12 protein-coding genes are annotated in these 13,218 nt (G+C 71.8%); 4 read left to right on the top strand and 8 right to left on the bottom strand.

Features of this window, described 5'->3' with window-relative positions; translation table 11 throughout:
• Positions 1-86 precede the first annotated feature (86 nt).
• Positions 87-1,142 carry a glycosyltransferase family 4 protein gene (locus R0146_RS07910; RefSeq protein WP_317688417.1) on the bottom strand — a complete coding sequence of 352 codons (1,056 nt, stop codon included), beginning with the start codon at positions 1,140-1,142 and terminating at the stop codon, positions 87-89.
• Positions 1,143-1,310: 168 nt separating this feature from the next.
• On the opposite strand from R0146_RS07910, the gene R0146_RS07905 reads away from it, so the two are divergent.
• From R0146_RS07905 to R0146_RS07890, 4 genes are read left to right on the top strand one after another with little or no spacing between them, the layout of a single operon-like run.
• Positions 1,311-2,432 carry a glycosyltransferase family 4 protein gene (locus R0146_RS07905; RefSeq protein ID WP_317688415.1) on the top strand — a complete coding sequence of 374 codons (1,122 nt, stop codon included), beginning with the start codon at positions 1,311-1,313 and terminating at the stop codon, positions 2,430-2,432.
• On the top strand, positions 2,416-3,495 hold the full coding sequence (locus tag R0146_RS07900) for a glycosyltransferase (RefSeq protein ID WP_317688413.1): 1,080 nt from the start codon (positions 2,416-2,418) through the stop codon (positions 3,493-3,495). Before R0146_RS07905 ends, R0146_RS07900 begins: the two co-directional genes overlap by 17 nt.
• 4 nt (positions 3,496-3,499) lie before the next feature.
• Positions 3,500-4,372, top strand: coding sequence for a glycosyltransferase family protein (locus tag R0146_RS07895; protein ID WP_317688412.1), 873 nt, complete (start codon positions 3,500-3,502; stop codon positions 4,370-4,372).
• Positions 4,369-5,529 carry a glycosyltransferase family 4 protein gene (locus R0146_RS07890; RefSeq protein ID WP_317688411.1) on the top strand — a complete coding sequence of 387 codons (1,161 nt, stop codon included), beginning with the start codon at positions 4,369-4,371 and terminating at the stop codon, positions 5,527-5,529. Before R0146_RS07895 ends, R0146_RS07890 begins: the two co-directional genes overlap by 4 nt.
• Positions 5,530-5,548: 19 nt before the next feature.
• Here the strand turns inward: R0146_RS07890 and R0146_RS07885 are convergent, their stop codons facing one another.
• From R0146_RS07885 to R0146_RS07855, 7 genes are all read right to left on the bottom strand, one after another.
• Positions 5,549-6,712, bottom strand: a complete 1,164-nt coding sequence (locus R0146_RS07885) for a glycosyltransferase family 4 protein (protein WP_317688409.1) — start codon at positions 6,710-6,712, stop codon at positions 5,549-5,551.
• A 22-nt stretch (positions 6,713-6,734) separates the two neighbouring features.
• Positions 6,735-7,553, bottom strand: a complete 819-nt coding sequence (locus R0146_RS07880; protein WP_317688408.1) for an ABC transporter permease — start codon at positions 7,551-7,553, stop codon at positions 6,735-6,737.
• Positions 7,550-8,767, bottom strand: coding sequence for an ABC transporter ATP-binding protein (locus R0146_RS07875; RefSeq protein ID WP_317688406.1), 1,218 nt, complete (start codon positions 8,765-8,767; stop codon positions 7,550-7,552). Before R0146_RS07875 ends, R0146_RS07880 begins: the two co-directional genes overlap by 4 nt.
• Before the next feature lie 81 nt (positions 8,768-8,848).
• Positions 8,849-9,751 (bottom strand): glycosyltransferase, encoded by a 903-nt coding sequence (locus R0146_RS07870; protein ID WP_317688404.1) that lies wholly within the window; start codon positions 9,749-9,751, stop codon positions 8,849-8,851.
• Positions 9,752-9,811: 60 nt separating this feature from the next.
• Entirely contained in the window at positions 9,812-10,972 is a 1,161-nt protein-coding gene (locus R0146_RS07865; protein WP_317688402.1) for a glycosyltransferase family 4 protein, read from the bottom strand.
• Complete coding sequence (locus tag R0146_RS07860; protein WP_317688400.1) at positions 10,969-12,201, bottom strand: glycosyltransferase; 1,233 nt, start codon at positions 12,199-12,201, stop codon at positions 10,969-10,971. The genes R0146_RS07865 and R0146_RS07860 overlap by 4 nt, the downstream gene beginning before the upstream one ends.
• Positions 12,198-13,217: a glycosyltransferase family 4 protein gene (locus R0146_RS07855; protein ID WP_317688397.1), complete on the bottom strand. Its 1,020-nt coding sequence runs from the start codon at positions 13,215-13,217 to the stop codon at positions 12,198-12,200. The genes R0146_RS07860 and R0146_RS07855 overlap by 4 nt, the downstream gene beginning before the upstream one ends.
• Between the last annotated feature and the right edge of the window lies 1 nt (position 13,218).

Below are 13,218 nucleotides of genomic sequence, written 5' to 3'. Positions count from 1 at the left end.
CGGCCCACACCTCAGCGCGCCACCGCGGCCCACACCTCAGCGCGCCACCGCGGCCCACACCTCAGCGCGCCACCGCGGCCCACACCTCAGCGCGACACCGCGGCCCACACCTCAGCGTGTCCTGCGGCGCTCGCCTCCCAGGTGAACCTGCGCGACCGCCGGCGGCCCGCCGCGACCAGCGCTGCGATCGCCGGATCGTCGCTGGTCGCCCAGAGGATCCCCGCGGCGAGTTCGTCCGGCGTGGGATCGACCAGCACGCCGCTGTCTCCGACCACCTCGGGGAGGGAACTCGTGCGGGCGGCGACCACCGGGACCCCGGCCGCCATCCCTTCCAGTGCCGGCAGCCCGAAGCCCTCGTACAGCGACGGCACCACCACCGCGGACGCCGCGGCCATCAGGCCCGGCACCAGCTCGGCCGCCACCCGGCCGACCGACCGGACCCCCGTCAGGTGCCCGAAGAGTGCGGTACGTCGCGGATGGTCCGGCCCGGACAGCACCAGGGTGAGGTCGGGACGCGCGCTGTGCACCGCCGGCCAGGCCGCGGCCAGTCCCTCCAGGTTCTTCCGCCGCGACGCGCCGCCGGCGGTCAGCACGTACGACCCGCTCACACCGAGCGTCGCGAGGGTCGTACGGTCGAGCGGCGTCGGGTCGAAGAACCGCGGATCGACGCCGTTGTGGACGACGTACGGGTCGCGGATGCCGAGCAGTTCGACCGCTTCCTGGGCAGTGAACCGCGACACGCAGATCACCGCGTCCGCCCGCCGCGCCTCCTCGGCCGCCGCGGCGACCGGCGCGGACTCGTCGGAGTACTTCCAGGCGACGACGTCGTGCAGGGTGATCACGTCCGGTCCGGGAGGCGGCGGCAACTCGAGGTTCATCCGGTGCACCACGGCGTCCGGCCGGTAGACGACCCTGCCGAGGGCCCGGCGGGCGGCCGGGGACGCGTGGGTGAGCCAACCCATCGGCAGTCGACGGTTGCCGGCCAGCGGCGAGCGCAGCGAGCGGGCGATCAGACGCTCCACGGCCCAGTCCGGCGCCAGCGCGTCCAGCGCGGCGGCGGCCCGGGAAGCGATCTCCTCCTGATAGACCTGCGCCCCCATCGGCGCCTCGGTGGCAAGGGTGGCGATGCTCAGACGCGGCACTGACTCGGCTCCTGAGAAGGCGACAGATCGTACGCCCAGGTGGGGCGGACTTCTCGCTTATGATGACATGGATCTGCTCACCGGCCGCGACACCACGGGGGGAGGCACAGCTCGGTGGCACCACGCGTGGCGCTCATTTCCTCCAGTTTCGCCCCCTACCCGGGAGGCGTGGAGGAGCACACCCGGAACGTCGCACGCGCACTGCGCGACCGCGGTCACCCGGTCGAGGTGTGGACCGTCGATCGGGGCGAGCACCTCGGCACCACAGTCGTCGATGGCATCGTCGTCCGCTACCTGCCGACGCCCCTGCCGTCACGCACGCTGCGCGGGGTGGCGTCCTTCGCCCTGGCGGTCCTCCCGGCCTGGGCCGGCTGGCGCCGGGCCCGACGCGAGTTCCGCCCCGAGGTGCTGCACGTCCAGTGCTTCGGCCCCAACGGGGCGTACGCGTGGGCGCTGCACCGGATGACCGGGATCCCCCTGGTGGTCAGCGCCCACGGCGAGACCTTCATGGACGAGGAGGACGTTTTCACCCGGTCCCGGTTGATGGCCTGGAGCCTCCGGCGGGCCCTGGGCGACGCTGCCACCGTGACGGGGTGCTCACAGCTGGTCCTCGATGATCTGTCGACCCGGTTCGGCCTGCACCGCCCGGCGCTGGTGGTGCCGAACGGCATCGATCTGCTCGAGGCCGAACGGCTCGGCATCGGGCCGAGTGAACGGGACCCGGACCGGCCTCCGACCGTCGTCGCCGTGGCACGTGCTGTCCGGGTCAAGGGCCTGGACCTGCTGCTCCGCGCCTTCGCGGCTGCCGACCGCCCGCCGCGGACACGCCTGGTGATCGGTGGCGACGGTCCGGAGCTCGCCACTCTCCGGGTGCTTGCGGACGACCTCGGAGTGGCGGCGCAGGTCGATTTCCTCGGCCGCCTCGATCGGGCACAGGTGATCCAGGCGATGGCCGACGCGGACCTGATCGTGGTGCCGAGCCGGGTCGAGGCCTTCGGGATCGTCGTGCTCGAGGCGTGGCGCAGCGGGACAGCGCTGATCGCCACCTCCCACGGCGGCCCGGCCGACCTGATCACCGACGGAGTCGACGGTGTCCTTGTCGCCCCGGAGGACGGCGAGGTGTTCGCTGCCACGCTGTCGGCCCTGTTGTCGGATCGAGTCACCCTGGGCCGCCTCGGCGCCGCAGGGCGAAGGGGCGTCGCGGCCTTCACCTGGGACCGCACCGCCGACGACTACGAGGCCGTCTACGCGACGGTCCGCACCGAGGAGAGAGATGCCCGCGAAGCCTGAGCCCGCCGCGCCGTTGTCGGCCGCGCCATTGTCCGCCGCGCCGTTGTCGGCCGCGCCATTGTCCGCCGCGCCGTCGTCCCCCGCGCCGCTGACCACCGCCGTGATCATCGCGACGTACAACCGTCCCGATCGGGTGCGGGATTGCCTCGACCACCTCGCCCGGCAGTCGACCGCACCGGACCGGGTGATCGTGGTGGACAGTTCGCCGGATGCCCGGACCGAGCGGGTCGTACGCGACTTCCCGGACGTGCTCTACGCCCGCAATCCGATGGGCCGCGGCCGGACGCCGGAGTCACGCCAGATCGGCTACTCGATGACACGGGAGGACATCGTCGCCTTTCTCGACGACGATGCCAACGCCTGGCCCGACTGGCTGGAGCAGCTGTTGGCCCGCTACGACTCCCCCGAGGTCGCCGGCGTCGGGGGGTCCGCTCTCAACGGCGTTCCTGGAGAGCGACGGGCCGGGATCGGCTCGATCGGCCTGCTGCTTCCGGACGGCCGGCTCACCGGCAACTTCGCGGCGGATCCGGGGCGCGACATCGACGTCGACCATCTGCTGGGAGCGAACATGTCCTTCCGGCGTACGGCGATCGACGACATCGGTGGCATCTACGGAGACTATCCCGGCACCTGCCTACGCGAGGAGAGCGATCTGGCGCTGCGGATCAGGACCCGCGGCCACCGCCTCGTCTACACGCCCGCCGCCGTGGTCGATCACTTGCCCGGCGAGTACGCGAAGGGCAAGCGGTTCGACCGTCGCTACGTCTTCTACGCCAACCGCAACAGCGTCGTTCTGCTGTCCCGCGTCTACGGGATGGACGCCCCCATCCTGCGGCGGTTCCTGGTGACCGCTGCCCGGGAGACGCTCCACGACGTACGCCGCGCGGTCAAAGGCCTGCTGGAGATCCGGCGCACCGGCCCGGGGCGCGCCGTACGGACCTTCCTCGGCGGGCTGTCCCGGGGCGCTGTCGTCGCCGCCGGTGTCGCGGCCGGATTCCCTGCGGCACGACGTGCCATCCGGGACGATCGGGCCCGCCAGTCGGCCCTGCGTACGGACGCCTGATCCCATGCCGGTCTCCCGCGACCTGCGGTTGAACGCCTACGTCCTGGCCGCTGATCCGTGGTGGCTGGAGGAGAGCGTCCGCAGCTACTACGGTCTGGTGGATCGGATCGTCGTCTCGTACGATCAGGACGCGATCTCGTGGACCGGGACGCCGCTGCCGATCGACGACTGCCTCGCCCGTCTCAAGGCCATCGACGTCGACGGCAAGTGTGACTACCGGCCGGGCCACTTCGCCCGTCTCGAGCACGAGCCGCTGGACAACGACACCCACCAACGGACGATCGCCCTGGGACAGGCCTCGGAAGGCTGCGATTGGGTGATCCAGCTCGACACGGACGAGGTCCTGCAGGCCCCCGACGAGTTCCGTTCCTGCCTGGCGGAGGCGGCCGACAGAGGAGCCGGCGGCCTGGAGTATCCGTCGCGTTACCTGTACGCCAGGACGCGCGGGGGCGACTTCCTCGAGATGTCCTCGCGATGCTGGGGCACGATCGCCAACTACCCGGGCCCGGTGGCTGTCGTCGCCGGGACCACGCCCCGGCATGCACGGCAGGCCGACGTGGATCTGTTCCGCGTCGACTTCTCGCCCCACAACACCGATCCACGGCATCCCTTCGACGCCGTCGTCCACCGCACGGTGCCGCGCGACGCGGGCATCCTGCACTACTACTGGGTCCGCAGCGAGGAGTACATGCACCGGAAGGCCCGGTGGTCGGGGCACGCCGACACCTATTCGGAGCCGCGGCGGATGCGTGCGTGGCGCCGGCGGATGAAGCATCCCCTGCTGACGGCGCTCAGTGCACCGTTCCAGCCGCTCGACAATCGTTTCCGGATCACCAGGCTGCCCGCCGATCGCCGGTACTGGGTCGGCGAATCGTGAACATCGTCTTCGTCCTGCCCGTCGGGGAGTACTACAGCCAGGAATGGACCGGGGCCATCGCCACCATCACCCGGCATCTCGCCAGGGAACTGGACCTCCTCGGCCACCGGGCCACCGTGCTGACCCCCGACGACGGCGGCACCCTCTACGCCGAGGGCTCTCCCCGACGCCTCGCGTACGGGCCGGCGCATCCGGTGTCCACCCTGGGCAGGGCCACCTCCGGACTGCTGGCCCGAGCGGACCGCTCCGCCGGCTCCGGCGCCCACCGCCGCTACCTGCGGGCGGTCACCCGTCGTCTCGCGGAGCTGCCGGGGCCGGTCGACGCCGTGGTGGTGGCGAACGATCCCCGCGCCGCAGCACACCTCGCGCACCGGCGGGTCGGCGACCGGACCCTCCTCTGGCTGCACAACCGGCTGGAAGGGGCGGAGGCCGAGCCGTTCCGGGACCTGCCGGCCGAGGTCGGGGTCGTCGCGGTGAGTGCGGCCGTCGCCGCGTGGACCCGCGATCGCTACCTCCCCCAGCGGGAGATCCGGGTGATCCACAGCGGGGTCGATCTGCGGCAGTTCGCGCCACGGACGGACTGGCTCGACCCGCGCGATCCGGTGCGCATCGTCTGTCACGGCCGGATCGATCCCAACAAGGGGCACGAAGCAGCCGCCGAGGCCGTACGGTTGCTCCGCGAGGAAGGGCTGCCGGTCGAGTTCACCCTCATCGGGCAGGTCAGGACGTTCGGGTTCAGCAGGGAGGCCGAAGAGGCCTACCGTCGGCAGCTCGAGGCCGCGGTGGCCGCCGCGCACGGGACACGGAAGGGCTGGCTGCCCCACGCGACGCTCGCCGAGGAACTCCGCACCCACGACATCGCCTGCGTGCTGTCCCGCGTCGACGAGCCCTTCGGGCTGGTCAATCTGGAGGCGATGGCGTCCGGCTGTGCGATCGTGGCCACCCGCCGCGGTGGGATCCCCGAGGCCGTCGGGACCGCCGGCGCGTTCGTCGACGCAGATGCCCCCCGACAGGTCGCGGACGCGATCCGCCACTGGGTCCGGCACCGGGACTCCCTCGCCGCAGCGAAGCGGGACGCACGCCGGCAGGCGGAGCGGTTCCCGTGGTCGGCGACCGCCGCCGACCTGATAGAGCTCCTCCGCCCCGGGACCCGCTGATGACCGACCGGGCCGCCGGTCACAAGGTCAACGCCCCTTCCAGACACCGCCAGGTCGCCGACCACGGCAACTCGGCCGCCCGGGCGGCGGCCCGGGCCCCCCACAGGCGTCGTACGTCGGCGTCCCGGACGAGCGGTTCGAGGACGTCCGCGAGGGCCGCCGGGTCCTCCCGGGGGAACAACAGCCCGGCCCCGGCCAGCACCTCAGGCGTGCCACCGGTCGCGCTGCCCACCACCGGTTGACCGCTGGCCAGTCCCTCGAGGGTGGTCAGCCCGCAGGGCTCGTCCCACCGGGACGGCACCACATGGATGTCGGAGCCCGCCAGCGCCGCCGGGATCCGGCTGCGTGGGACATGCCCCAGCCGGCGTACGTCCACCCCCGCATCCTCCAACGCGGCGACCTGTCGGGCGACCTTTCGGGAGAAGGGATTCTCGTTGTGCTCGCCCCAGTTGGTGTCCCCGGCGAGTTGCACGGCGAACTCGGCGCCCCGCGCCTGCAGGATCAGGGCCGCGTCCAACAGGACGTCCAGGCCCTTCTCGATGCCGACCCGACCCAGGTGACCGACGACCGGGACCCGTGCCGGTCGCTCGTCGCACCGGAACGTGCCCGCATCCACGCCGTTGAGGGAGGCGTGCACGCTGAGCGGCTGCAGCCGGTAGACGTTCTCGATCGCCCTGGCCAGGTAGCGGCTCACCGCGACGGAGACGATCCCCGGATCCATGGCGTACGCGCGCCGGAATCGGTCGCTGCTGAGCTCCAGGTTGTGGAACCAGTGCACGACCCGGAGTCCGGGGAACCGTCGCCTGAGGTGGACCGCGAGCTCGGGGTCGTTGTTGAGCAGCACGGCGCGCGGCGCGATCTCCCGCAGCAACGGCACGACCCCGCGGGCGTACTGCCACTGGTCGGGTCGCGCCCAGCCGTTGAGCCGGCGACGGACGCGCTGGGCCTTCGCCACCAAGCGCGCCGGATCAGGGCCGATCGGGTCGACCAGGCGCAGCCGCGGCCAGTCGTACGTCTGCGACTCCTGGCCGTGCCGCCGGCTGATCACCACCGGGCTCGCGCCACCGGCCATCGCCGCCCGGCCGACCTCGAGGAGACACGTCGCGATGGCACCGCTGCGGGTCGGGGTGAAGGTCTCCCTGCTGTTGTTCAGAAAGACGATCGTCTCGGCGGCGCTCATCATCGGGGCTCCCTCGGCTCGAGGCTCAGATCAGATCGGCGAAGACGCGTTCGCGACTCTGGAACACCAGCACGCCCCCGAACAGCACCAGCACCCCGGCGCCGACCGCCCCGAGGATCTGCCACAGTGGCGGCATCGCGGTGCCCAGCATCGACCAGCGGAAGCACTCCATCAGCCAGGACATCGGATTCGCCAGGAACAGCCAGTGGTAGCGCCCGGGCACCGCAGTCAGGGAGTATGCCACCGGTGTCGCGTAGAGCCCGACCTGGAGGAGCCACGGCAGGACGTACGCGACGTCGCGGTATTTCACCATGATGGCGGAGGCCGCCAGGCCGATCCCGGTGCCGAAGGACAACACCAGCAGGGTCCAGACCGGGACGAGCAGGACCGGCCAGCCCGGATTCACGCGGTAGACGACCAACAGCACGATCCCGAGGACGAACGCCACCGCGAAGTCGAGAAGCACGGAGAAGAGTGTCGACAGTGGCACCAGCATCCGCGGGAAGAACACCTTCGACACCAGCGCCTGGTTGCCGACGACCGAGTTCGAGGACCGGCTGACGACACCGTTGAAGAGGGTCCAGGCGAGCATGCTGATGAAGCTGAACAGGAAGTAGGGCACCCCGTCGCTGGGCAACTTGGCGACATTGCCGAAGATCACCGAGAAGATGCCGGCCGACGCCAACGGCTGCAGCAGGACCCAGGCGACCCCGACGGCCGTCTGGCGGTAGCGCAGCACGACGTCACGCTGCCCGAAACGGTAGGCGACTTCGCGGGCCTCCCAGAGTTCCCTCCAGTGGGGAAGATTGAGCCGGCCGGGAGGAGTGATGACCGTACGGTTCACGCGCTGCTCCTCTCGTAGGTGAAGTCCGACAGCACCAGGGCGCCGCTGACGGCCTCGTCGTTGAAGGTCTCCGGATAGGGCAGCTCGGGCAGCACCTCGAAGGCCGCGGCCGCCTCCCAGGCGTCGAGGACACCTGTCCTGCAGACGAAGACGTCGACGGTGTAGCGACCGGGCCGCAGCCACAGGCCGGTCACCGTGAGCCGCACCCGCTGATCGGTGTCCGGCGCGAACCAGGCCTCGACCAGTCGCGAATCGCACTTGGTGATGAGCACACCGTTGACATCGTTGATGTGGCAGGAGACGAAATAGTCACCGGTCATCGCCGGGTTGGCCGGGACGTCGATCTCGATGACCTTGTCCTCGGCGGAGGAGAAGGACGACTCGGACAGCCGTACGTCGGCAGCGCGCAGTTCCCCGGTGCCGGGCCGCCGCTGTGCGACCCGGGTGGACTGGGCGAACGACTCGAAACTGTCGCGGTACATCGCCAGCGCGCCGTCGACCGGGCCGCTGTAGGTCAGCTTCCCCGCGTCGAGGTACAGAGCGCTCGTGCACAGTGCGGTCACCGTCGCCATCTGATGGCTGACGTAGAGGACCGTACGGCCGTCCTTGGCGACATCCCGCATCTTGGCCAAGGACTTGTTCTTGAACTCGGCGTCGCCGACGGCGAGCACCTCGTCGATGGCGAGGATCTCGGTCTCCAGATGCGCCGCAACGGAGAACGCGAGGCGTACGTACATGCCGGACGAATAGCGTTTGACCGGGGTGTCGAGGAACTTCGCGACCCCGGAGAACTCGACGATGTCGTCGAACCGTTGCCGGATCTCCTGGCGCCGCATGCCGAGCAGGGTGCCGTTGAGGTAGATGTTCTCCCGACCGGTGAGCTCAGGATGGAAGCCGGTGCCCACCTCCAACAGACTGCCGACGCGACCGCCCAGTTCGATCCGGCCGGCGGTCGGCGCGGTGATCCGGGTGAGGATCTTCAGCAGTGTCGACTTGCCAGCCCCGTTGCGACCGATGATGCCGACCGCCTCGCCGAAGGGCACCTCGACGGTGATGTCCGACAGCGCCTCGAAGACCTCGTACTCCTCCCGCCGCAGCGGATGCCGGAGGCGTTCGACGATCGCCTCGGTGGCTCGCGTCGGGCGGTATCCGGAGCGGCTGATGCGATAGGACTTGGACAGCCCCGAGACCGAGATCGCTGTGGTCGAATCCACTCATCCCCCCGCCGTGCAGCCGTGTATTCGCGGCGTCACCTTAGCATCGCCTTCCTTGTCCTCGCTCCGGTCGACAGGTCCTCAGGCGATCCGGCGCGGCACGGTGCGTCCGCCTCGTCCGTCGACCAGCCGTCGCAGCCAGCTCAACGGCGCGCTCGGAGCCGCCCGCCATGCCCAGAACATCTCCCGTACGGCGGCGGCAGGATCCCGCGAGGCGAGCGAGGCACGCGCCACGCGGGCAGCGCTCCAGAACGCGAACCGTCCGTTGGCCGCGCGGCCGACGCGGAGATCGGCGACCAGATCATCGCGACCGCACCGGATCGCCGCCCGTCGGTGCAGGTCGAGGATGCCGTCGATCGACGCCACCAGCTCGCGGTGGCACCGCGTCACGTTCCCGGCGTGGGTCCGGTAGTCGCGGACCAGCCCCGGGATGTACCGCGCCGGTCCCTCGGTGACCAACCGCAGGGACAGATCCAGGTCGGCGGCGAGGGGGAAGATCCGGTTGAATCCACCCAGCCGGACGAACGCGGCCCGGTCGACGACCATCGACCCCGCGAGCACCGCCACCTCGCGACGGAAGAAGTCGTGGATGTCCGCCTGCCGCGAGCGGTCGACTCCCAGGTCGCGTCCCTGGTCGTCGATGGAGCGCAGATCCGCGTACGTCAGCACCACCCCGGGCTGCGCCAGGTGCGCGCCGACATGCCTCTCCACCCAGTCCGGGGGGTAGCGGTCATCATCGTCGAAGAACCCGATCAGGCTGCCCCGGGCCCGGTCCACCCCGACGTTCCGCGCCACCGACACACCGGACGGCGCCTGGTGGATCACCACCAGGTCCGGATAGGAGCCGAGCACCGCGTCGAGCGACGTACGGTCCGGACAACCGTCGTCCACGACGATGACTTCGATGTCGGCGTAGGTCTGCGCCGCCATGCTCTCCAGTGACTCCACCAGATAGGAGGACACCCGGTTGGTCGCCAGGATCATCGACACCAGTGGCGCCGGCCGCCCCGTTGGCGGCGCTTCCCCTCCGGATCCTGCGGCCACTCAGACCACCCCTTCCAGTGCTTGTGTGAGGGCGGCCGCCGCAGTCGCCCAGTCGTGCGCTTCTGCGTACGCCGCGCAGGCCGCCGACGTCCGGCGCCGCAGGTCGCCGTCGTCCGCCAGCGCTGCGATCGCCGCCGCCAACTCCTCCGGGTCCCCGGGTCGGACCAGGATCCCGACACCGCGCAGGGTCTCCGGGATCCCGCCGATCTCCGATCCGATCACGGCGGCTCCCGCGGCCATCCCCTCCAACACGGTGAGCGGGCAGGGATCGGGCCACCGCGACGGGACCACCACCACGTCGGCACGCTGCAGCAGGCGCGACACCTCGGAGCGCGGGACGAACGGCCGCACCTCGGCACGGTCCCCCAGCCGTGCCATCACGGTCCGTACGTCGCGCTCGTAAGGAGTCAGCGGGTCCGCAGCGCTGAAGCCGCGGGAACCGACCAGGGTCAGACGGATGTCGGGGCGGTCGAGGCGCTCGACCGCGCGGACCAGGACGTCCGCCCCCTTGTCGGGAATCATCCGGCCGAGGAACATGACGTGGAGCGGCCCGGCCTCCTCGCCGATGGCGGGACGCCGGAAAGCGGCCGCGTCGACGCCGTTGTGCACCACCCGGATCCGTCGGCGCAGTGACGGCGGAAGATGGGACGCGGTCTGCTCGGCCAGCGCGTCGCTCACGCAGATGATCGCGGCGACCCGGTCCAGCACCCGCCGCGCCTCGCCCGTCCGATAGGTGCGGAGCACATGGTTGTGGGCGTAGAGCACCGGCACGTGCCGGCCGGCGTCGATCACCGGCACCAACTGGGGCGCATTGTGGGCGAGCACGATCGACGGCTCCCAGGCACCCTGGTCGCGTACCGCGGCCGCCAGTTCGTGGCGTACGGCCGGCCGCGGCATGCCGAGCGCGCCGAAGCCCAGGTCCAGATATTGCCGGGCACGTCCGCCACGGATCGGGAACTCGGACGCACCGTCGTACTCGATGATGTCGGCGGTGTCGTAGCGGTCCGGGTAGGTGTCGCGACGTACGACGACCGCCGGCCGCGGCGCGCCCGTGGGGGTGGCTCCGCACAGGCCGTGCACCACCGTGGGGATCGCACTGCCCGTCCGCGGGGAGAAGTGGTCCCCGGGGGTGATCACGTGGACGTGCCGGCGGCTGGTCATCGGGTCCCGTCTCCACCCCGGGTGCCGTCCTCGGCCTCGCCACCTGCTGCGTCCCCTGCACCCACCGCGCCCCCTCCGCCGGCCAGACGATCCAGCACTCCCCGCATCCGGACGACCCGGTCCTGCCAGTCGTCGACCTCGCCGTCGGCGCCCGCGGGGAACGGTGCGGCGGCCGGGATCGCGTCGGCCACAGCGGCCGGGAAGGCGGCGGGCGAGGCGACGATCACCCGCGGGTCGCCGCTGTCGCGGAAACCGGCGACCGGAGTGCTCACCACCGGACGCCCGACCGCCCGATACTCGTAGAGCTTGATCGGATCCAGGCTCTCGGTGAACGGGGTGACGAGGTGCGGCACGACGAGTGCGTCAGCGTGCTGCAGATAGCCCGGCACCTCCGTGCGGTCCTTCGCCCCCAGCAGGACCACCCCGGCCCGGACGAGCCGCGTCCGGTCGGCCGGGTCGAGCGGGGCGGGCCCGACCAGCACGAGGTGGCCACGACCGGCCAGGGCACGGGCGGTGGCCACGCACAGGTCGAGATCCATCCGGTCCCGATGGACGGTGCCGACGTAGACCGCCACCGGTCCCGGAGGCAGGTCGGAGGGTCGCGGCCGGGGACGGCGATAGTCGGCGACGTCGACGGCGTTGGGGACCAACGTCACGTCGCGGCGCGCCCCCTTGGTCGCCTGCAGGCCGGGGCTGCACACCACCACCTCGGCGCAGCGCGCCATCAGCAGCGCCTCGTCGCGCACCAGACGGTCGTGCTCGGCGGGCGTACGCTCCGCCTCCAACCAGTCGTCGGTGACGTCGTACAGTGCCGGCCACCCGGTCAGGGTCAGCACGGCGGCGCCGCCCGGGTCGTTCACCCACAGCAGCGGATCGGTCGACCCCGACCCGGCGACGACCCGACGGATCCGCCGGGCGAGACGGCGGTCGGCGGCGCGGTCCCAGCGGCGGGGCAGCAGTTTCGTCGGCCGATAGGCCCGCAGCCGGCCGTCCGGCACCCCGTCGAGCGAGACGGTCCGCGGGCGGCGGCCCCACCGCGGCCGGCGGCGGGAGACCAGGTCGTGCAGCGGATCCGCGGCCGGCTCGACGAACAGCACCCGCAAGGCAGGATCGGTGCGCAGCAGGCCGGCGACCAGGTGCTGGTTGCGTCGCCACACCCGGTCCCAGGGTTCCAGGGAGAGCACCACCAGGTCCGTCCCCGGCCTCCCCGTCGCCGCCCCTGCGGTCATCGCAGCACCTCCCGGTAGACGGCGTCGACGGCGGCGACCTGGGCCTCGACGGTGAACCTGGTGGACTGGAGCTCCCGCAGCGTCGCCCCGTACGCCGCCCGACCGGCGTCGTCGCCCGCCAACCGACCGACGAGCTCGGCGCCGACGGCCAGTGCGCCGCGAGGATAGAGGGCTCCTTCGGCGGCGGCCCCGACGGTCTCCAGGTGACCGCCCGCGGCGCAGGCGACCACGGGCAGTCCGGCGGCCATCGCCTCCAGCACGGTGAGGCCCAGTCCCTCGATGTCGCACGGCGCAAGCAGCAGCCCGGCCGTGCGCATCAGGGCCGGCACGTCCTGCCGGTGGCCGAGGAAGTCCGTCGCGGCAGCGATCCCCAGCCTGCCGGCGGTCTCCTCGAGCGCAGCCCGCTGCGCGCCGTCGCCGGCGATCGTCAGCCGCCAGCCGCGGTCCGTCAGACCGGAGCGGGCGACGATCTCCAGCGCATCCTGGGTGCGCTTCTCCGCCTCGAGCCGCTGCACCACCAGGATCGTACGGGTCCGTTCCCCCGCCGGAGCCACCGGAACGACCGGCAGGCCGGGGTGGATCACCACGCTCGCGCCCTCGACGGCGGCGGCCACGTACCCGCTGATCGCGATCTGCGCGCTGATCCGGCGCTCGATGAGCGGGGCGACCAGCCGGCCGAGCCGGGTCGCGCCACGGCGGGCGGCGAAATGCCGGGTGCTCACCACCGGACGCGACCACGCCCCGACCGCGGCCACCGCGGCGGTCTCGGCGGCCGTCATGTGCACGTGGAGCACGTCGCCGTCGCGCAGCGCGTCGAGACCACGGATCACCTCGAGGACGGTGGCAGCGGCCCGCTGCACGACCCCCGCCCCCGCCATCGCCTGTCGCATCGCCGCGGGATCTCCGCCGATCACCGCGACCCGGTGTCCGGCCCGGGACTGGCCGACCGCCAGACGTGCGATGTGGCTCTCCACCCCGGCGAACCCGTCCGAGCGGACAGCGTGCACGATCCGCATG

This window comes from Raineyella sp. LH-20 (genome assembly GCF_033110965.1).
GTDB lineage: Bacteria > Actinomycetota > Actinomycetes > Propionibacteriales > Propionibacteriaceae > Raineyella.
Note: the sequence above shows the minus strand (reverse complement) of the source record. Positions and strands in the feature narration are given on the sequence as shown.

Excerpts from the sequence above, each read along its gene's own strand:
- R0146_RS07900 (WP_317688413.1), top strand. The coding sequence starts at position 2,416 with ATGCCCGCGAAGCCTGAGCCCGCCGCGCCGTTGTCGGCCGCGCCATTG.
- R0146_RS07895 (WP_317688412.1), top strand. The coding sequence starts at position 3,500 with ATGCCGGTCTCCCGCGACCTGCGGTTGAACGCCTACGTCCTGGCCGCT.
- R0146_RS07885 (WP_317688409.1), bottom strand. The coding sequence starts at position 6,712 with ATGATGAGCGCCGCCGAGACGATCGTCTTTCTGAACAACAGCAGGGAG.
- R0146_RS07870 (WP_317688404.1), bottom strand. The coding sequence starts at position 9,751 with ATGATCCTGGCGACCAACCGGGTGTCCTCCTATCTGGTGGAGTCACTG.
- R0146_RS07865 (WP_317688402.1), bottom strand. The coding sequence starts at position 10,972 with ATGACCAGCCGCCGGCACGTCCACGTGATCACCCCCGGGGACCACTTC.
- R0146_RS07860 (WP_317688400.1), bottom strand. The coding sequence starts at position 12,201 with ATGACCGCAGGGGCGGCGACGGGGAGGCCGGGGACGGACCTGGTGGTG.
- R0146_RS07855 (WP_317688397.1), bottom strand. The coding sequence starts at position 13,217 with ATGCGGATCGTGCACGCTGTCCGCTCGGACGGGTTCGCCGGGGTGGAG.